We start from the raw sequence: 18,333 nt of genomic DNA on the forward strand, positions 1-18,333 counted from the left end.
CACCACGAAGGGCTTTGCGATGACGAGAATGCCGGTTAATGGACCTCCGGCTCGGGAAGAGGAACGCAGGCGCAGCCGATTTCAGAACGCCTCTCCCACATGGTCCTGCAGCCAAGTGCCGACGATGAGGAACTGGTGCAACGTCTCCTGAGCCGGGATGGCCCGCTTCAAGGATTTTCCGGACAAGCGTTCAGCGGTAGATGGCATCGAAGCTATGGACAAGCCGCGTGCCGTTCCCGTTCCCCGGGAGCGGGGCCGAGTTCCGGGGACCGGCGCCAAGCACCTCGGACACCTCATCCTCGTACCGGCCCTTAGAACAGGTAGCCGGTACTCAGGCTGCGGGCCGCTTCCGCGGCGTACGATCTGGACGAGGGCGTTTCCTGGAAACTGCTCTCGACGGTAGCTGCGTCAATGCCCGGCATCGGGTGACACCGGGCATTGACGCATTTCCTTGCCCCGATCAACCTGATCCGGAGGGGATTGCCGGGAAGCAGCAGTGCACGATACTTCGCAAACCTCGAAGAGGCTAGCCGAAGTCGTCGGGGTTGTCGCCGGTGCGTTTCCCATCCTCGAGAGACCGGATCGCGGAGTAATCCTCAGCGTCGAGTCTGAAGTCATAAACGTCCAGGTTTTCCTTCATTCTTTCCGGCGTGATGGATTTCGGGATCACTACGTTGCCAAGTTCCACGTGCCACCGGAGAACCACCTGGGCCGGACTTCTGGAGTGTTTCCGCGCGATTGCCTCTAGTTTGGAGTTTCCAAAGACTCTGCCCCGGCCGAGAGGTGACCAAGCCTGCGTGAGGATGTTGTGTTCGGTATTGAACTGGCGCGTCTGCTCGTTTTGGAATCCGGGGTGGAGCTCAATCTGGTTGACCACGGGACGGACGGTCGTCTCCCTGAAAAGGCGGGACAGGTGATGTGGCTGGAAATTCGACACGCCAATCGACTTCACCCGGCCCTCGGCAAGAAGCTCTTCCAATGCCAGCCACGTCTCTACGTACTTGTCTTTCCCGGGATGGGGCCAGTGAATGAGATACAGATCCACGTAGTCGAGCCCTAGGGTGGCCATACTCCTTTCAAAAGCTGCCACCGCACTTTCGGAGCCATGGTCATCACCCCAAATCTTGGTCGTGACGTGGACATCCTCTCGAGCCACACCTGAGCGTCGAATGCCTTCACCGACTCCGGATTCGTTGCCGTAAAATGCGGCGGTATCGATGCTTCTGTATCCGAGTTCTAATGCGGTCATTACAGCTTCGGTCGTCTCCTCGTTTCCGGGACCGTCAATGCCGAGGCCGATTTGCGGTATTGTCCGCCCATCGTTCTGCTGCAGTCGCGTTATCCGTGGGGTCACAGTGGAGCATCCTCTCCTTTTCCGAGTGTTCTGACCCGATGTTGGTCCCACTTCCAGACTTGCGGGCCGGATTTGAGGCGCCCCTCACAGGAGCTAACCTCCTTGCAGGTCCATTCGGAATCGAGCGTCCATGTTTGGACAGAGCACGAGTAGTATCCAAAATCGCTGTCGCACCACACGCTGAGATTCGTAAAGACCCGCGTGGCCTGGGCCTTTTCCTGCGTATAGAGCCGGAGGAATTCCGACATGCCTGGTGAACCGGATGTGAAGCATTCGTCATCCATATACAGTGAAGCGTCTCCGAGTAGCACACCGAGCAAACCGCAGTCACCAGCGTCGGCGGCGGAGCACCAGAACGACAACAGATTCTCGACGTGGTGCCTGAGCATGGCCACTGCGCCCAAGTTCAGCTCCATGCACAGCGGAAGGGGTCTGAATGTCGGTGCCCGTCCGTCGTTGCCAGCAGCCGGATCGTTCAGTCCCGCCCGCGGGGGTTGACGGCCTCCCGGAAAGTGCTCCCCGACGCGGAATTCGCTGTTTGTCACAAGCTGTGGAATCACCGCGTCGCCGGCCAAATTCATCATTACTGTTCTCCTATCCCGCCCCGTGGTGCCCTGCACCTCCCCGAAACGATCACGTCGCTGCCGCCACCATCCGTCGAATCGTGGATAACCGGTGGTCGGCAGATCCGAAGGAAAAGGCGCCTAGGCTTCAGATCTGCCGGCAGTTGCGGCAGCCGCCCGCTAGGGGGTCCGCGCGTATTCCTTGGCCCACGGGGGCTGGACGTCCTGGTCAAGTTCGACGACTATTGGTTTCTTGTCCGTTAGGGTCCACTCCGGGAGATAGACCCGTTCCCCGCCACGCATGGCCGATTCGTGGGAGAGGATGCCCGAACAGGTAATGTTCGCTGCCTGGACGGCGTTCGGGAACGGCTCGGCATCGCCGAGGACGGCTTGCAAAAGACGGTGGGCCAGGTGCGGGTGAGAACCGCCATGCCCCCCTCCTTGAACGAAGGAGCGGTGTTCCGATTCGCCTCCCGCAGTGTAGACCCCTGCAGCTGTGAAGTGTCGGATTGGTTCGGGCAGACGGTCGGCGAAGTCCGGGACCTGAATCCGTTCCGGAGTCTCGCCAAGATAGAGAACGTGGGCCGCGTCCTCGGTCTGTGCCCATTCGAAAGACCGGATGGACCCGTATACATCGAAACTTTCGCGGTATTCGCGTGCCACGGCCCACAGGTGCCTGGTCACTTCCGCACCTGTATCACTGTCAAGGAACTTGATATGGGTGGATTCAATAGCGAATGGGGAGCCGTACTGGCCCTTCATCCGTTCGAAGACGCTGCCCGAACCAAGGCACTGGACATACTCGGCCTGGTTTCCGGCCAGCCCGAGAGTGGGCCCGATGGCGTGGGTGCCGTTATACATGGGCGGCATGCCATCCCAGTACGAGGGCCAGCCCGTCATGTCCTGATGGTGGGACGCACGCAAGAACTGGACTTTTCCGAGGGCGCCATCCCGGTAGAGCTCCTGGAGGTAGAGGAATTCCCTGCTGTAGAGGGTGGTCTCCATCATCATGTACGTGAGCCCGGTCCGTTGCTGGGCATCGACGATGCGTTTGCAGTCTTCGACCGAAGTCGCCATTGGTATGGTGCAGCCAACATGCTTGCCGGCGTCGAGGGCCGCCACAACCTGATCGGCGTGCAGCTGCAGAGGTGTGTTGATATGGATGACGTCGATGTTGGGATCGGCCAGCATCTTGTCGTAGTCGGTGTATCTGATCTCGACGCCGTACTGGTCACCGACCTCGTTCAGCTTGGATTCCGTCCGCTGGCAGATCGCGTACATTTCGGCGTTCGGGTGCTGCTGGTAAATAGGGATGAATTCAGCGCCGAATTCCAGTCCGACGATGCCGACCTTGAGGACCTTTGAGGATGGCACAGGGTGCCCCTTTCTGATGGTACGAGTAGTTATTTCTTGCTCTCGCCGGCGTCAACGGGCATTTCAAGACCGGTGACCAGGCGTGCTTCGTCGGACAGCAGCCACAGGACGGCGGCAGTGGTGTCCGCGACTTCTAGGTCGGCGTTGATCAATTGCCCGGCGCGGAAGCCTGCCAGCAGTTGCTCCCGAGGGACGTTGTTCAGTTCCACCATGGCGGTCGTCATTTCCGTGTTGATGCCGCCGGGAAGGACGATGTTGCATCGAATGCCGTATTCCCCCAGTTCCTGGGCCAGTGAGGTGCCCAGGCCTCGGAGAGCCATCTTCGCGGCTACGTAGTGGGGAAGCCGCGGCACGGCCTTCAAACCTACCCCGGAGCTGATAAGCACCATGGCAGAACCCGCTCCGCGGTCAATCAGGTGCGGCACGGTTGCCTTGCAGGTGTAGAAAACGCCGGTGAGGTTGATATCGATCATCGTTTGCCAGTTCTTGACAGGCAGTTCCCACGTGCGGTGGAACCCGTCAGTGATGCCCGCGTTGGCAATGACAAAATCAATTCCGCCCAGCCGGGCGGCGGTGTCTGCCGCGGCGCGTGCGAGACCGTCGTAGTCGCGCACGTCGACTTCGTAGGACACACAACGCCGGCCGAGGGCAAGTACGTCTTCCCGGGTCTGTTTAAGGTCGGCGCTGGTGGCGGTGTTGTAGCGCGGATCGTCCACATGGCCCGCGGACCCTAGATCCACCAGGGCGATATCCGCTCCCTCACGTGCAAGGCGCAGTGCATGGCTGCGACCCTGTCCGCGTGCCCCGCCAGTGACAAACGCCACCTTGTGGGCGAATCTGGGTGGAGTCGATGGATCCAATGGCCCGGTAGAGAAGTCATGAGGCACGGAGGACCCCCATGTGAGCGCCGTCTACGCCCAGCTTCTTGAGCAGGTGTTCCGCGCTGAAGTAGGCCAATGCCTGGATGGTCTGGTTCGGGTTGTAGCCGCCGTAGCTGACGAACTGGCCGCCGCCAATGGCATACAAGCCCTCGCACTCGTGCACCTGGCCGTAGATGTCCGTCACTGACTTGGTGGGGTCCTCGCCCATCCGGTGAACCCCGACGTCGTGCGTTGAGAGGTGGTACGGCGGCCGGGGAGAATCCATCCAGTAGTCCTTCGCCCCCATCTCACGGGCGATTTTCTCCTTGTAGCGGCCCATCAGCGTGACCGAGTTCGCGTCGTGGTCGTCCCAGTCATGGGTGATGCGCAGCGCCGGCTGGCCCCAGCGGTCTTTGATGGTCGGATCCAGATCGGCGTAATGGCGCGCGTACGGGAAGTTGGTGGTCTGCGAGTACATGCGGTGCATGTGCGTGTAGTTGTCCCGCAGCCAATGCTTGAGGTCCAGGCCCCACTTGCGGGTCCGGGGATCCATGTTGTGGTACGCCTCGATGGGCTGAAGGTCCCCGACGACGCTGATGATGGGAGATCCCCACAGGACCCCTAGGTCGTTGTTCGGCACAAGTTCGGACGTAAAGTCGTCCACCGCGCTGGAGGCGTTGAACGTGCCCAGAAACGGGTTGGTTGGCTCGGGGAGGATGGAAGTGAACCAGCCGAAATTGTGGGTCATGAAGTGTTGGCCCACTTGGCCGTTGCTGTTGATGTCCGAGAGCAGCAGCAGCCGGACGTTCTCCAGGGAATAGGCCGTCAAGATGACCGTGTCGGCAGTCGCCTCCCGGTACGTGCCTGTGCTGTCCAGGTAGCTCACCCCCGTGGCGCGCTTGCCGTCCGCGCTCCGGTTGATCCTCAAAACCCGGCTGAGGGGCCGGAGATCCAAATTGCCGGTCGCCTTGGCTGCCGGCACCGAGGTGACCTGGGTGGTGGACTTTGCCTTGACGTGGCACGGGTAGCCGTGGCAGAAACCGCAGTTCACGCAGGCGGGCCGGCCCTTGTATTCCTGCGAGTTGATGGCCAGCGGCTGGCGGAAGGGGTGCAGGCCCATCCGCTTAGTTGCCGCCACGAAGGGTACGTCCCCGGGTCCCTGCGCGACCGGCGGCATCGGATAGTCCCTGCTGCGCGGCGGCTCGAACGGGTTGCCGCCTTCGGGCGTCACCCCGCCGGTGTTGCCCAAGCCGGAGATGCCCTGCTCGTATTCGACCCGGTCGTAGTACGGCTCCAGGTCAGCGTAGCTGATGGGCCAGTCCTCCAAGGTGGAGCCCTCCGGCAGTGCCTCGGCACCGAAACGTTCAGCGATGGCGCTCTTCATCCGGAAGTCGGCTTCCCTAAACCGGTAGGCAGCAGCACCCCAGTGCAGGGTGCCGCCTCCGGTTCCAATGGACGGCAGGCCGTATAGAGGCTCATCATTGCCCAATGCACCGGCGGACCACGGAAGGATGCGGGCCGTTTCGCTGTCGGAGGCGCGCCAGGTCACCGGGTCGACGTTCACCCCGGCGACTATGGCGCCCCGCTGGTAGTACCTGATTTCGTCCTGCTTGATGGCGAAATCTTCCTCGGTGTAGTCCTGGCCCTTATCCAGGCCAAGCACCTTCAGACCGGCTTTGGTCAGTTGCTCGGCCAGAATTCCGCCGGTGGACCCCATGCCAACGATGATGGCGTCGAAGTTTTCGCTCATTGTGCTCCTCCAATACGGGAGTAAAGATCCTTTATGGTCAGCATCGGAATGGTGCGGGTATTGAAGTCCGGAGCCATCTGCGCGGCCGTGTACCCCCACTGGGCTCCGGGAAACCCGACGAGCTCCCAGCCCACCAGCTCCCGGTTTCCGCCATATGCAGGATCCCCGAAGAAACCCTGCACCGTGTGTTCGCGGACGATGCGGAAGAACTGGCCAGCGAAGTCCGAAGGATCCCGTTCGCTCAGCTCAGCCAGTTGCCGGACAACCTCTTCCTGCTGGCCGTCCGACAGATCGTGGAAGCGTCCCTCGGTGATGCCTGCCGTGAACTCGGCCAGCGCGATGAGACCGCTGCGGTACACGGGCTGCAGCTCGCGGAGGAATCCCGCCAGAGCCTTATCGATGTATTCCGTTACCCCCGCCTCCCTGGCACCCGGCGAGCCTGGCTCGGACGGGATGATCTGCCCTACGAGGGCATCAATGACTGCGGCTTCCTCGCGGTTGAGGAACATCAGGGGAAAGTCGAGCACAAATTTCGACGCCATCTACGTCGTCCTCCTTATACCTGCGCGCCCAGGCGCAGCTTCTTGCGTTCCTCCACGAGCGGGCGCAGGAACTCGATCCCTGACCGCGCGTCCTCGTCCGGCTCAATCCCGCGCTGGTGGAAGCCGGTTTCCATCGTCAGGTACCCGTCGAACTTGATGTCCAGCATGGCGTCCACCAAGGCCGGCCAGTCACCGATGCCTTTACCGGGAGGCAGCCGGTCGTTGTCGGAAATGTGGATGTGCTTCAGGTTTTCGCCCATCTTGTAGACATAGTCCGTGTTGACCTCGCGGCGGTACATAACGTGGAAGGTGTCGAACATGAGTTTGACGTTCTCGCGGTTGACATCTTCCATAAGTTCGATGGCATCGTCGGCGCTTTCACACAGGTTCGTGTCGTGCGAGGTGGGCTCGATCACAAGGGTCACCCCGGTGTGGGCGATCCGGTCTGCGATTTCCGTGAGGCATTCACGGGTCCATGCCCAGGCCTGCCGCCGGCTCGTGCCGAAGATCATCCATCCGGGCAGGTAGATCAGTGTCTTGCCGCCCCACTGGGCGGTAAGCTCGGCCAACTCGACATAATGCTCTATAGTCGCTCGGCGCTCTTCAATGTACGGCGAAGCCGGGTTGTTTCCGGGGCCGCCGGAGGGAGCCGGAAGCATGCTGGAAAGCGAAAGACCATGTTCATCAAGGAGGTCCTTGATCTCGGCCCGCCGTTCAGCTCCAAGGTAGGCCGGGTAGGCATGCGGAGCTGCGCCACCGATCTCGATGCCGTCGTACCCCAGCTTGGCGATCCGCTTGATGGTCTCCTCAAGCGTGTACGAGGGCACCCAGACAAAGAAGCTCGAGTAGGCCCAGGTGTTGTAAGAGATTTTCATGATGTTTCCTTTTGTCAGTCGAGGGTCTACTGGGGGGCCTTGCCAAGATACTGGTCGACGCTTTTCTGATCGATCAGTGTTGAGTCGAGCTTTATGCGGGCATCGACTGGTTCTCCTGCGCACAGCTTTGCAGCGGCGATGGTGGATTCCTTGACGACTAGCGGGTACCCGACGGTGGCGGCGTAGCTTCCGTTCTTAACCATCGTGAGCGCGTCGGCCTCGCCGTCGATTCCGAAGACCTTGATTTCACTTTCCCGGCCGGCTTCTTTGATTGCTTGGATGGCGCCGAATGCCATCTCGTCATTGTGCGCGTAGACAGCTTGGATTTTGCCTTTTCCGAATCGCTGCAACATGTCTTCCATGACTTTCAGGCCGGTTGCGCGGTCGTAGTTGGCGGTCTGGCTGGCGATGATCTGAAGGGTTGATCCTTGGATTCCCTGGCGGAATCCTGCGGCACGGGCGATCGTCGGGGAAGCACCGAGGCTGCCGGAAAGCTCGACAATGTCACCGGTGCCGTTCAGTGCAGCAACCATGGCTTTGCCGTCGGCGACGCCGGCCTCGGTGTTGTCTGAGCCGATGTAGGTCGAAACATCGGCATTTACCTGACGGTCGGCGGAGATCACCTTGATACCGGCTGCGGTGGCCTGCTTAACCACACCGGCCAGTGCATCCGCATCTTGGGGGGAGATGATCAGGACCTTGATTCCCTGCGCGATCATTTCGGAAACCTGGCTGGACTGTGTGGTGGCGTCCCCCCGACCGTCGCTGACGGTGACCTTCATTTTCGGGAAGAAGGCTTTGGCGAATTCGGGGATCTGCTGGGTGGATTTCGCCCCGTAGGGGAAGGAGGCGCTGCTCCAGGAGACTCCTACCTTGCAGTCGACGCTCGCTGGATCGGCTTTGAGCTGAAGCTGGGCCGTGCATGTGGAACCGCAGTAGATACTCGGGGCGAGCTTGGTTCCTACGGCCTCGTTTGAGGAAGCGGCGGTGCTCTGTCCGGTGCAGCCTGTGGCGAGCAAGGTCACAGCGAATCCTGCTGCGGCTATGCCGGCGAATGGCTTGATCCGGCGTTTTTGGGTGTGCATCATTGCATCCTTCACTTTTCGGTGTGGGGGTGAGTTGGAATCGGCGGGAATTACTTGGAAACGGGTGTTGACACTGTTGGTGCGTGAGTCGTTGCGGCTTTCGGGGCATCCGTTCGGCGTTCGCGGAAGCGACGGACTCCTGCGCGTGCGGCGATCAGAACGGCGATCACAATGACTGCGCCTTTGACTATTTGTTGGTCGAATGGCGAAATTCCCAGCAGGTTCATGATGTTCGAGAGGATGGCTAGCAGGATGGCGCCGAAGACCGTTCCGACGGCCCCGCCGATGCCTCCCATCAGGCTCGTGCCTCCGATGACAACAGCGGTGATGGCGTCGAGATTGGAAAGGCTGCCTGCAGTTGGATCACCGACTCCAAGCCGTGCTGCCGTCATTACACCGGCCAGCGCGGCACACAGCCCGCTGATGGAGTAGGCAATGATCACGGTTCTGGTGGTTTGAACACCGGAGAGTCTGGCTGCTTCCATGCTGCCGCCAATTGCGTAGATGAACCGGCCAAAAGCGAGGTATCGCAGGGCAAGGATTCCCATTACGGCGACCAGGAGGAAGACGAGGAATGGCCCCGGTATACCCAAGACGCTTCCGCTTCCGATGAAGTCGAAGAACGCGTTCAGATTTTCGAACTGTTTGGGGCCGCCATCGGTAAGACGGAGGGAAACACCTTGGATTGCCACCATCGTGGCCAGCGTCATGATGAACGGTTGGACCTTCAGGACGGCAACGCCGATTCCGTTGACCACTCCAGCGGCCACGCCCACGAGCAAACCGGCCACAACTGCCAGGGGAACGATCAGACCGTTGTTAATGAGGAGAGCGGTGGTGACTCCGGAAAGAGCAAGGATGGACCCGACGGAAAGATCGATGCCTCCGGTGAGGACCACGAAGGTCATGCCGATGGCAATGACTCCGACGATCGCTGACTGCCGCCCGACATTCAGGAGGTTGCTGGGCTGGAAGAACGAAGGGACGGCCACCGCGACGACGATTACCACAATCACCAGGGAAAGAATCGGTAGCCAGTTATTGCGTAGCTTCAGGGACAAGCTGTTCGACGACTGCCCGGTTGTCTGAGTGGACACTTCACTTACCTCCAACGGCGTGGAACATGATTTCTTCTTCAGTGGCGACGGCGCCTTCAAGTTCGGCTGCGACCTCCCCGTGGTACATCACGAGGATTCGGTGGCTGAGAGCCAGGACCTCGGGCAGTTCCGAGGAGATCACGATGATGGCCAGGCCCCGTCGGCATAGTTCGTGGATCAATTCGTAGATTTCCTGTTTGGCGCCGATGTCAATCCCACGCGTGGGTTCATCAAGGATCAGGACATCGACTCCCGCTTCCAGCCATTTGGCCAGGACCACTTTCTGCTGGTTGCCACCCGAGAGGGTAGCCACCGGGGCAGAAACGTCGGAAAGCTTGATGCGTAGCGTCTGCGCATACCGGGCGGCCAGCCTGCGATCGCGTCCCGGCGATACACTCGTCCTCCGGTCCTTCAACATGCTGACCAGGGGGATATTCATGGCCGTCGAAAGCGACGTGAATAATCCTTGGGTCTTCCGCTCCTCCGGAACCAGCCCGAGGCCGGCGTCGATGGCTTTGAGCGGATTCCCGGCTTTCAGGCTCTTCCCCTTTAACAGAACCTCACCGCTGGTGTACGTGTCTGCTCCGTAGATTGCTCGCGCAAGTTCGGTGCGACCTGCGCCTCGCAAGCCGGCCACTCCGAGCACTTCGCCGGCCCGGACATCGAATGAAATATCGTTGAGCACGCCCTCGCGCGTGAGGTGTCTGACTTCAAGAACCGTTTCTCCGAGGGTGGCGTTGACTTCACGTTCACCTCTAGTGAATTCCCTTCCCACCATCTTGGAAACAAGATCATCGTGGCTCGTCTCGGAGATCCTGCCAGCGCCCGTCAGCTTTCCATCCTTCAGAACGATGTATCGATCGGCGAGACCGAAGACCTCCTCGAGCCGGTGGGAAACGAAGATGATGCTAACGCCTCGTTCTTTCAGACCGTGCACGAGCTCCAGCAGGTGATCAACATCCTCACCGCCTAGAACTGCTGTCGGCTCGTCGAGGATCAGAACCTGCGCGTTGCGGTGCAACGACTTCGCGATCTCGAGCATCTGCTTTTCGGCCACGCTCAACTCACGGACCTTGCGGTTGACATCGACGTTGAGACCAAGGCTTCCTAGAAAATCGCGCGCCTCGCGCTTGGCGGCCTTCCAATCAATCACACCCTTGCCAGGGTAGGCGCCGAATACCAGGTTTTCCGCGACGCTGAGGTCTGGGAAAAGATTCAACTCCTGATAGACCGTGGCGATCCCGTGGGCTTCGGAGTCCTTGGGGCTGTGAATCTGAACCGGGTTGCCATTAATCGTGACCTCACCGCTGTCCGGCTGATGCGCTCCAGACAGTATCCGGATCAGCGTCGACTTTCCGGCTCCGTTTTCGCCGATCAACGCCAGGACCTGCCCCGCGTGCAGGTCAAAGCTGACGTCCTGCAGCGCTTGAACACCCAGGAAGTGCTTTGAAAGGTTTTTCACCTCGAGACGGGCTACCATCATGCCTCCATGCATAGTTGGCATCTGTAGACCTCTGTGTCTACCGCTGAATTAGCCAATACAGTTACTCTAAAAGAGCCAACAATCAAGCAAAATGTGCCTGATTTATTATTTTTTCGACATAAATAAGGCCTTCGAATGCGCTAGGAGCGTCACATGGGTTCGTTGTGGACGGAAGTCGGGTTGCTGCATCAGGAGCAAAATCTGGCTCCTGATGCGGTAGTAGCCAGAAGCGTGGTAGCGCGGCTCATCGCGGACGGTACCGACACCACCCGCACGGATCTGGTGAAAGCAACAGGTCTGGCCCGCTCCACTATCGAAAACCACCTCAATGTCCTGCTCGACCATGACCTGATCGAAGACGCAGGACTTGGGCCCCAAAGCAACCGGGGGCGCCCGGCGCAGGCGTTCAGGATAAGTGCAGGCAAAGGCGTCATCCTGGTCGCAGACGTGTCCAGCCGCACGACGAGGCTGGCGGTTACGACGCTTGACAAGCAGATTGTCGCGAGAGATGAGATCTTCGCGTCCGTCGACGACGGCCCGGACCAGGTTCTGGATGCTATCGCCAGGTCCTTCGAATCGATGCTAACCAACAACGCGCTGAGCGAAAAAGATGCCCTTGTCATTTCCGTTGGTCTCCCAGGACCTGTCGACGCCAAACTCGGCATCGCCGTCCGCCCCCCGCTCATGCCGGGGTGGGACGGGGTTGGGGTCTGCCGTTACTTTGCTCAGCGCTTCGGCTGCGACGTCATCGTCGATAATGACGTGAACCTAATGGCTTTAGGAGAAGCTCGCTCCTACCGCGGAGAGTTCCTTCCCCTGCTAATGATCAGCATCGGCACCGGGGTAGGCGGCGGGTTCGTCAGCGAGAGCGGGCTTCTGCTCCATGGCGCCGACGGGGCAGCCGCCGACATTGGGCACACTAAGGTGGACGTAATGTTCGACACCCTTTGTCGCTGCGGAAATCATGGCTGCCTGGAAGCGGTTGCATCCCTTGGCGCCATGGCGGAACGGGTTTCAGGACTTCGCAAGAAGCCGGTAAGTGAAGGCGAACTCTTTGATCTGCTCGTGCGGGGGGATCCCACCACCGTGAGCGTGGTGCGTGAAAGCGCCACAATAGTGGGCCAGGCAGTTGCAGACCTAGTCAATTTCTGTAACCCAGCCCGCATCGTTCTGGCGGGTGCGATCACGCAGTGCACGGAAGACATTCTTGCCCAGATTAGAAGCGTCGTTTACCAACAGGCCCAGCCGCTGGCCACACGCAATCTATCTCTGATGCACAGCACACTCGGAAACGAGGCTGGCCTCGTAGGGGGAATGATATCCGGCATAGAACAAGTCCTGTCGCCGCGCGGTATCGCCTACCACACCCGCCACTCGGACTCCACTATGCTGCCACTCGGTCTCTAACTGAACAATCCCAGAAGGCAAGGAACTACTGGGTGGTCCCCGGCGAATGGTGGCTGCCAAGCCATGATCCACCGATCGACGGTGGGTCGCCGGATCCTGCCGGTCCTGGCTTTCGCGAAGGACCCTTGCGGAGGATCCCTGCGGTGCGGGTGAGGTTGAACGCGATGCTTGCGAGCACCAGCCATGTGCGATTGGCGGTGAATTTCCCGGAAGGCAGGTGAGCCAGGGAACTGCCCTTCACCGGTTCCCGGGTTCAGGTCCAGGATCCTGCGCACCACGAGCCGGCCCGGCATCTGTTCGGCTTTCTCCCGGGAGCTGAACGCTGTGAAGGGACCTCGGCGACTTCGGCACGGACGAGCACACAAGCGGTGTTGCCGGTGCGTTTAAGCGTGGAGCACGCGTCAGTGATCAGCCGGTTGGCAGCGCGGGCCGTGTTCGCCGCACCCTTGGGCAGCTGCTGGCCCAGAACCACCGGCGGGCAGTCCGCGGTGGACGCCGTGGCCAGCAGGCGGCACGCCACAGCACCGCGCTGGCGGACATGCCCGGAACGTGAATGCCCGTAAGGAACGAACCCAGCGTCGAGGGCGCATACGCGTTGGCGAACAGTTTGCCGGTTCCGCCGTGGCGCAACCGGGCCATGTCAACAATCGAGTCCGCCCCGGCGAGCATTCCGGCCACGAGGGAAGCGATCTTGAACCCGGCATTCGCTCCCTTGTCCGTGGAGACCGACAACCACGCATCAGCCAGCTCCCGCAGCCCGACGGACCCGGCCAACCGCATCAACGGCAGATCAAACACGAGGACACGGCGGTGAAAATGCTGGTCCTCCATTGGGAAACGTCCCGAAACTCAATGGACGAGGCCCCGCAACATCCAAGCGGGTCGAACCCACTGCAATAGCCGGCGTCGACGTCGACGCCGGACTTTAGTCCCTGTTCCGGAGGACGGCTCCGGCGTAGGTTGGCCGTGGAGTCCTGAAAATCGGGAGCCCATACCAAAGGGGGCATCATGGCCAGACGCAGGCTTACGGCATTCAGCATTCTGGGGGGCTGTGCCATCTTTGCGCTCTCAGCCTGTTTCGGCCCTTCCGCCCCGGCGCCCACGAGTAGCTCTTCCACGCCGAGTGCTACGGCAACTCCCGTCCCCACCTCAAGCGCGACGGCGAGCCCGTCCGCGCCGAGCAGCTCGTCCGCGCCGAGCAGCCCGTCCGCGCCGAGCAGCCCGTCGATTGAACCGACCCCCACGAGTCCGGCAGCGACTACCCCCACGGGGCTCCCGGAGCAGGTCGCGCCGTTGACGGTCTACTACGTCGCGATCGGCGACAACGGCACTTCCGGGCCGATGATCGGCTGTGGCGACAGTCTCGTCGCCACGACCACGGCCCCGGTCCGCTTCACGGACCAGGTCGGCCCCAGCATCAGGACCTTGCTCGCGAACAAGAGCCGCGCCGTCGGCATGTCCGGGCTCGTGAACGTCCTATACCAATCGAACCTCACCTATCTCGGTGGGGAGTTGGACGGCAGCACAATCACGATCTCCCTCTCCGGGCAGTTCATGCTGTCGGGCGTGTGCGATATCCCGCGCGCGAAGGCGCAGTTGGAGTTCACCGCCATGGCTGCGTCCGGGGCCACGAACGCCCGAGTTTTCGTCAACGGCCGCTCGATCGACGACGTGCTTAGCCTCAAGTAGTGCACGTCAGGGAAACTGGCGAAGATGAAGAGGGAGCATTTCACTTGGTCCGGAACGCCGTGGTCCTTCCGACGGAAGGCCCAATACCCAGACATGCTGCGCATGCTCGGCGTGACCTCCTCGAACCTGAGCCCCAGGCCGCTGACGCAGCGTCTCGCTACCAGGGCGCCACGGTGATCGAAATCATAGATAGTTCGCTAGCGAAATAGGTATATGATTTTGCATGTAAAAGAAATTCCGCCCTGACAGCCCTAAGTTCGCTGCCCCGGCGCATCGACTAAGGAAAACCGCAATGTCACAACGCGTCCTCATCACTGCAGGAGCCAACGGAATCGGCCTGGCCATCGCCCGTGCCTTCGCCGCCAGTGGGGCCAGGGTCCATATCGCGGACATCAACGCCGAGGCGGTCAGCGCCGTGACCGGCAGCGACGCCAACATCACCGGCTCCGTCACCGACGTGAGCAACCCCGACGCCGTCGCCGCCCTCTTCGCGGATGTCCAGAGCGAGCTCGGGGGCCTCGACGTCCTCATCAACAATGCCGGTATAGCGGGCCCCACCGCCCCGGTCGAAGACTACGACGCCGGTGCTTTCGCCGCCGTCATCGGCGTCAACCTGCAGGGCACCTTCAATGTCACCCAGCGGGCCATCCCGCTCCTGAAGGAATCCGACGCCGCCACGATCGTCACGATGTCCTCGCTGGCCGGACGCTTCGGCTACCCAAACCGCGTGGGTTACTCCACCACCAAGTGGGGCCTGGTCGGCTTCGCGAAGACCCTGGCCATGGAACTGGGCACGTTCGGCATCACCTCGAATACGATCCATCCCGGCGCCGTGGACGGCCCAAGGATCATGAGCGTCTTCGAAGGCCGCGCTTCCGTCTCCGGCCGCACGGTCCAGGAGGAAATCGATTCCGCTATGGCCAATCAGTCCGTTAAAAAGTTCATCAATCCCGAGGATATTGCCGCCCTGGTCCTGTTCCTGGCCGGCCCGCACGCTCGCACCATCTCCGGCCAGATGTTCCCCATCGACGCCGATTCCAAAGCCGCCGTCTGATGGCCGCCGAAACCATGGCCCCGCAGCCGACCTCAACCACTACGGCCGCCGGCAGCACCACGGCCGCGCCCCGTAACGGGGGCCTCTGGCGCGGGCGCGTCATACTCATCCTGGGCATCGTGCTAATGGGGATCACCCTGCGGCACGCCGTCACCGGCCTTTCCCCGCTGCTACCAGTGGTGCGGGAACAGTTGGGCATCGGCGTCAGCGGCGCGAGCCTGCTGGGCATGCTGCCCACCCTGAGCTTCGGCGTCGCCGGTTTCCTGGCGCCGGTGCTGATCCGCCGCCGCGGACCCGAGCTGACTGCGGCCGCAGCCATGCTGCTGGCCGCCGCCGGCACCTTCGGCAGGTCCCTGACCGACAGCGTCCCGTTGTTCTTCCTGCTCAGCGTGGTGGCCCTGTTCGGTATGGGCTTCGGCAACGTCGTCGGGGCGCCGCTGGTCAAGAAGTACTTCCCGGACCGCCAGGCCGCCATGCTGACCACGTTCGCCCTGCTGATGCAGGCCGGCGCGACACTGCCAGCCATGACCGCGGTGCCGTTGAATAACGCCGCCGGCTGGCGGGTGTCCATCGCATCCTGGTCCGTCCTTTCACTGGCTGCCGCGCTGCCCTGGCTCATCCAACTGGTCCGCATGCGCCGGGCGGGTTCCACCGCTGGCACCCCCGGGACAGTGGCCGCTGCTCCCGGCGCTTCCGGCCCGCGGCTCGGCCTGGCCCAGCTGGTCACCAGCCGGATCGCGGTCGGCACTGCCTTGTTCTACGCGATGGCGTCGCTGAACACCTACGGCATGCTCGCGTGGCTGCCGACCATCTTCAAGGGCTACGGCATGGACCTGAACACCGCAGGCGCGGCATTCTCCGTCTTCACCTTCATGACACTGCCGATGGCCTTCATCGTCCCGCTCCTGGCCACGAAGATAAAGCGCGTTTACCCGCTCGCGGCAGTCCTCGCCCTCGTCTACCCCGTGGGCTATATCGGATTGATCCTCAATCCCGGGACCCCCATGCTTTGGGCGTTCATCATGGGCCTTGGCGGCGGGGCGTTCCCGCTGGCCATCACGATGTTCAACCGCCGCACCCGCACCGCCGCCGGCTCCGCTGCCCTGGCTGGATTCGCCATGGGCGTCGGTTACCTCTTCGGCACACTCGGGCCGCTGCTGGGCGGGACCCTGTTCGCGGCGACCGGTGGCTGGACCACGGCCCTGATCATCTTCGCTCTCACGGGTTTGGTCATGTTGGCCGGTGGGTGGATGATGACTCCGCGCAACCATTTCCTGGAAGACAAATTCACGCCCGCAACAACGGCCGCGCTGAAATAGAACGCCGATCCGGGGCAAAGGCCCACCCGGAAATCCGGTGACGCCTACGCCGTCGAACGGGCACGTTGCGACGGCCAGAAGTCGAGAGAGGGAGAAAAATGATGGCACCCGGCGGTTACGTAGACGGCAATCAGGGCGACTACATCGACAGGGTACAGGATCAGTGGCAGGGTATCTTTCCTGATGTCAGCAGTGAACCGGCGGGGATCATCGGCCGGGTCCGCAGGCTTGCCCAGCTCATCCAGCTTCAAAGCGATAGCGTCCTGATGAGCTGCGGCATCGGCCGGGCGGAGTTCGATATCCTCGCTTTGCTGACCCGGACGGGCCGGGCCATGACGCCGTCGGAACTGGCCTCCGATCTCCTCACCTCTCCGGCGGGCACCACTAAAAGGATCAACAAACTGGTGGACGCCAGGCTGGTGACCCGGGAAAGCAACCCGGAGGACGGTCGCGGGGCTTTGATTAGTTTGACCTCGAGGGGCCAGGAAACCATCCTTCCAGTGCTCCGCTCTGTCTCCGACTTTGAAGCAAAGCTCACCGCCTTCATGTCCCCACAGGACCGGATCGACCTGACCACGCTGCTCCGCAGCCTCCTGACTCACGTCGAAGCGGCGGAGCGGTAGACCACAAAGGTGACGCCGGCGATCTCCAAACACGCCCGTCTCGGTCCCGGGGGCACATGAATCCGGGCGGGCCGAATATGACCCGCCCGTCCGGCCCTGAACAAAGCTGGTCCGGCCGTCCTATGGATGGCCGGGCCAGCTTTTGTCGCTTTAGGAGCGGCGAAACGTTCAGTGCTGGTGTGAGGCATCGTGCGTATGGGCAGGAACGGCCGTCGCCCCGGAGATACTGCCCGTGATCCAGGACATCATGCCCGCACCGGCATCGAAGGCCGGCTTCCGGACGGCATTGGACCAGACCGTCTCCGGACGGCACTGGAGCAGGATCAGGTTGCTCCCGGCGGGAAGTTCCTCGTCCACCGCGAACTCGATGTCCTGTGGCGCCTGGTGCATGCGCTCCAGCTTCTTGCCGAGCGTGGCCAGGGCGACGACTTCATCGTCCTGCAGGCACAATAGCTCGCGGCGTTCGGCAGGAACCTCCACCGGCGCGTCCCCGCGGCGATACTCGATGATCTTGTTTCCCAGTGTCCGGTCTGCGATGCCGAGGCCCACTTTGTCCACGACAAAGCGGTCCGGTGTCACCTCTCCGCCGACCACTGAAAGGCCGAGGCCCCAGCTGGCTTCCATGACGATCTTGGAGCGATCCCCGCTGGTGGGGCTGAGCGTGAACATCACTCCGGCGGCGCGGGCCCGCACCGTCTTCTGGATCACCACTGCCATCTCGATGGCATGTGGATCTATATCCTTCTCGGCCAGATAGGAGAGGACCCGTCCGGCGAACACGCTGACATAGCATTTGTGCACGTACTCGAGGACGGCCTCGGCCCCGACAATGTCCACCCACGTCTCGAACTCCCCGGCAAAGCTGGCGCCCACGGAGTCTTCCGCGGTGGCACTGGAACGCACTGCCACCGCGATGTTGTCCACTCCGGTGTCGACGCAGAGCTTGGCGTACGCGGCACGGACCGCGTTCGCGATCTCTTGGGGAAGGGGCACTCCGGTGAGCCGTTCGCTGATGGTGCGGTCGGCGTCGTCGAACGCGGTCTGGTCGCGGTTGCTGCCCAGCTGGTCGAGCACGCCGCGGGTGAATTCCTGCAGGCCGTCAGTCTGGAGATAGCTGCGGTAGGCTGCCGCGGTAATCGCAAAGCCGGGCGCGACCGGCAGGCCTGCGGCGGTCATCTGGGCGAGCCCGGCGGCTTTGCCGCCGACTTCGCGGACGTCCTGGCAACCGGGGTCACTGAATTCGTGGATGTACATGGGC

At 61.8% G+C, this 18,333-nt stretch carries 17 protein-coding genes and 1 pseudogene; 5 read left to right on the plus strand and 13 right to left on the minus strand.

The features are described 5' to 3' along the window. Window positions 1-81: 81 nt before the first annotated feature. The 10 genes from A3M3_RS29290 to A3M3_RS0114170 form a co-directional block, all read right to left on the minus strand. Window positions 82-207 carry a hypothetical protein gene (locus A3M3_RS29290; RefSeq protein WP_269317302.1) on the minus strand — a complete coding sequence of 42 codons (126 nt, stop codon included), beginning with the start codon at window positions 205-207 and terminating at the stop codon, window positions 82-84. Window positions 208-526: 319 nt separating this feature from the next. Then, window positions 527-1,405, minus strand: coding sequence for an aldo/keto reductase (locus A3M3_RS0114125; protein ID WP_231497263.1), 879 nt, complete (start codon window positions 1,403-1,405; stop codon window positions 527-529). A 692-nt stretch (window positions 1,406-2,097) separates the two neighbouring features. After that, window positions 2,098-3,291 carry a Gfo/Idh/MocA family protein gene (locus tag A3M3_RS25130; RefSeq protein ID WP_081736805.1) on the minus strand — a complete coding sequence of 398 codons (1,194 nt, stop codon included), beginning with the start codon at window positions 3,289-3,291 and terminating at the stop codon, window positions 2,098-2,100. Between the two features lie 29 nt (window positions 3,292-3,320). Continuing rightward, window positions 3,321-4,115: an SDR family oxidoreductase gene (locus A3M3_RS0114140; RefSeq protein WP_051423179.1), complete on the minus strand. Its 795-nt coding sequence runs from the start codon at window positions 4,113-4,115 to the stop codon at window positions 3,321-3,323. A 52-nt stretch (window positions 4,116-4,167) separates the two neighbouring features. Further along, window positions 4,168-5,901: a GMC family oxidoreductase gene (locus tag A3M3_RS25135; protein ID WP_051423180.1), complete on the minus strand. Its 1,734-nt coding sequence runs from the start codon at window positions 5,899-5,901 to the stop codon at window positions 4,168-4,170. Further along, entirely contained in the window at window positions 5,898-6,443 is a 546-nt protein-coding gene (locus A3M3_RS0114150; protein WP_028266886.1) for a gluconate 2-dehydrogenase subunit 3 family protein, read from the minus strand. Before A3M3_RS0114150 ends, A3M3_RS25135 begins: the two co-directional genes overlap by 4 nt. Window positions 6,444-6,457: 14 nt before the next feature. Beyond that, a complete protein-coding gene (locus A3M3_RS0114155) occupies window positions 6,458-7,318 on the minus strand; it encodes a sugar phosphate isomerase/epimerase family protein (protein ID WP_028266887.1) in 861 nt (286 codons plus the stop codon). Between the two features lie 26 nt (window positions 7,319-7,344). After that, the gene (locus A3M3_RS0114160) at window positions 7,345-8,406 is read right to left on the minus strand and encodes a substrate-binding domain-containing protein (RefSeq protein ID WP_081736807.1); all 1,062 of its coding nucleotides are present in this window, start codon (window positions 8,404-8,406) and stop codon (window positions 7,345-7,347) included. Between the two features lie 47 nt (window positions 8,407-8,453). After that, window positions 8,454-9,500, minus strand: coding sequence for an ABC transporter permease (locus tag A3M3_RS25140; RefSeq protein ID WP_197023230.1), 1,047 nt, complete (start codon window positions 9,498-9,500; stop codon window positions 8,454-8,456). A 1-nt stretch (window position 9,501) separates the two neighbouring features. Beyond that, the gene (locus A3M3_RS0114170) at window positions 9,502-10,983 is read right to left on the minus strand and encodes a sugar ABC transporter ATP-binding protein (protein WP_028266889.1); all 1,482 of its coding nucleotides are present in this window, start codon (window positions 10,981-10,983) and stop codon (window positions 9,502-9,504) included. Window positions 10,984-11,136: 153 nt separating this feature from the next. Here A3M3_RS0114170 and A3M3_RS25145 point away from each other — a divergent pair, with 153 nt between their 5' ends. Then, window positions 11,137-12,390, plus strand: a complete 1,254-nt coding sequence (locus A3M3_RS25145; RefSeq protein ID WP_051423182.1) for an ROK family transcriptional regulator — start codon at window positions 11,137-11,139, stop codon at window positions 12,388-12,390. Between the two features lie 77 nt (window positions 12,391-12,467). Here the strand turns inward: A3M3_RS25145 and A3M3_RS29560 are convergent. Continuing rightward, window positions 12,468-13,221 (minus strand): annotated as a pseudogene (locus tag A3M3_RS29560) (hypothetical protein); the annotation flags it as partial. Continuing rightward, on the minus strand, window positions 13,170-13,658 hold the full coding sequence (locus A3M3_RS28955; protein ID WP_081736809.1) for a hypothetical protein: 489 nt from the start codon (window positions 13,656-13,658) through the stop codon (window positions 13,170-13,172). The gene A3M3_RS28955 and the pseudogene A3M3_RS29560, both read right to left, overlap by 52 nt. 25 nt (window positions 13,659-13,683) lie before the next feature. Here A3M3_RS28955 and A3M3_RS28960 point away from each other — a divergent pair, with 25 nt between their 5' ends. From A3M3_RS28960 to A3M3_RS25150, 4 genes are all read left to right on the plus strand, one after another. Continuing rightward, complete coding sequence (locus tag A3M3_RS28960; RefSeq protein ID WP_231497264.1) at window positions 13,684-14,079, plus strand: hypothetical protein; 396 nt, start codon at window positions 13,684-13,686, stop codon at window positions 14,077-14,079. Window positions 14,080-14,371: 292 nt separating this feature from the next. Next, window positions 14,372-15,133, plus strand: a complete 762-nt coding sequence (locus A3M3_RS0114195; RefSeq protein WP_028266893.1) for an SDR family oxidoreductase — start codon at window positions 14,372-14,374, stop codon at window positions 15,131-15,133. Then, the gene (locus A3M3_RS0114200; protein WP_051423183.1) at window positions 15,133-16,452 is read left to right on the plus strand and encodes an MFS transporter; all 1,320 of its coding nucleotides are present in this window, start codon (window positions 15,133-15,135) and stop codon (window positions 16,450-16,452) included. Before A3M3_RS0114195 ends, A3M3_RS0114200 begins: the two co-directional genes overlap by 1 nt. Before the next feature lie 98 nt (window positions 16,453-16,550). Continuing rightward, window positions 16,551-17,075, plus strand: a complete 525-nt coding sequence (locus A3M3_RS25150; RefSeq protein WP_051423184.1) for a MarR family winged helix-turn-helix transcriptional regulator — start codon at window positions 16,551-16,553, stop codon at window positions 17,073-17,075. A 168-nt stretch (window positions 17,076-17,243) separates the two neighbouring features. Here the strand turns inward: A3M3_RS25150 and A3M3_RS0114210 are convergent, their stop codons facing one another. Beyond that, window positions 17,244-18,329, minus strand: a complete 1,086-nt coding sequence (locus A3M3_RS0114210; RefSeq protein WP_028266895.1) for a PEP/pyruvate-binding domain-containing protein — start codon at window positions 18,327-18,329, stop codon at window positions 17,244-17,246. Window positions 18,330-18,333 lie beyond the last annotated feature (4 nt).

It is taken from the genome of Arthrobacter sp. MA-N2 (genome assembly GCF_000517125.1).
GTDB lineage: Bacteria > Actinomycetota > Actinomycetes > Actinomycetales > Micrococcaceae > Arthrobacter > Arthrobacter methylotrophus.

Coding starts and splice junctions, on each gene's coding strand:
- A3M3_RS29290 (WP_269317302.1), bottom strand. CDS start 207: ATGCCATCTACCGCTGAACGCTTGTCCGGAAAATCCTTGAAGCGGGCC.
- A3M3_RS25135 (WP_051423180.1), bottom strand. CDS start 5,901: ATGAGCGAAAACTTCGACGCCATCATCGTTGGCATGGGGTCCACCGGC.
- A3M3_RS0114150 (WP_028266886.1), bottom strand. CDS start 6,443: ATGGCGTCGAAATTTGTGCTCGACTTTCCCCTGATGTTCCTCAACCGC.
- A3M3_RS0114155 (WP_028266887.1), bottom strand. CDS start 7,318: ATGAAAATCTCTTACAACACCTGGGCCTACTCGAGCTTCTTTGTCTGG.
- A3M3_RS0114160 (WP_081736807.1), bottom strand. CDS start 8,406: ATGATGCACACCCAAAAACGCCGGATCAAGCCATTCGCCGGCATAGCC.
- A3M3_RS0114170 (WP_028266889.1), bottom strand. CDS start 10,983: ATGATGGTAGCCCGTCTCGAGGTGAAAAACCTTTCAAAGCACTTCCTG.
- A3M3_RS25145 (WP_051423182.1), top strand. CDS start 11,137: ATGGGTTCGTTGTGGACGGAAGTCGGGTTGCTGCATCAGGAGCAAAAT.
- A3M3_RS0114195 (WP_028266893.1), top strand. CDS start 14,372: ATGTCACAACGCGTCCTCATCACTGCAGGAGCCAACGGAATCGGCCTG.
- A3M3_RS0114200 (WP_051423183.1), top strand. CDS start 15,133: ATGGCCGCCGAAACCATGGCCCCGCAGCCGACCTCAACCACTACGGCC.
- A3M3_RS25150 (WP_051423184.1), top strand. CDS start 16,551: ATGATGGCACCCGGCGGTTACGTAGACGGCAATCAGGGCGACTACATC.
- A3M3_RS0114210 (WP_028266895.1), bottom strand. CDS start 18,329: ATGTACATCCACGAATTCAGTGACCCCGGTTGCCAGGACGTCCGCGAA.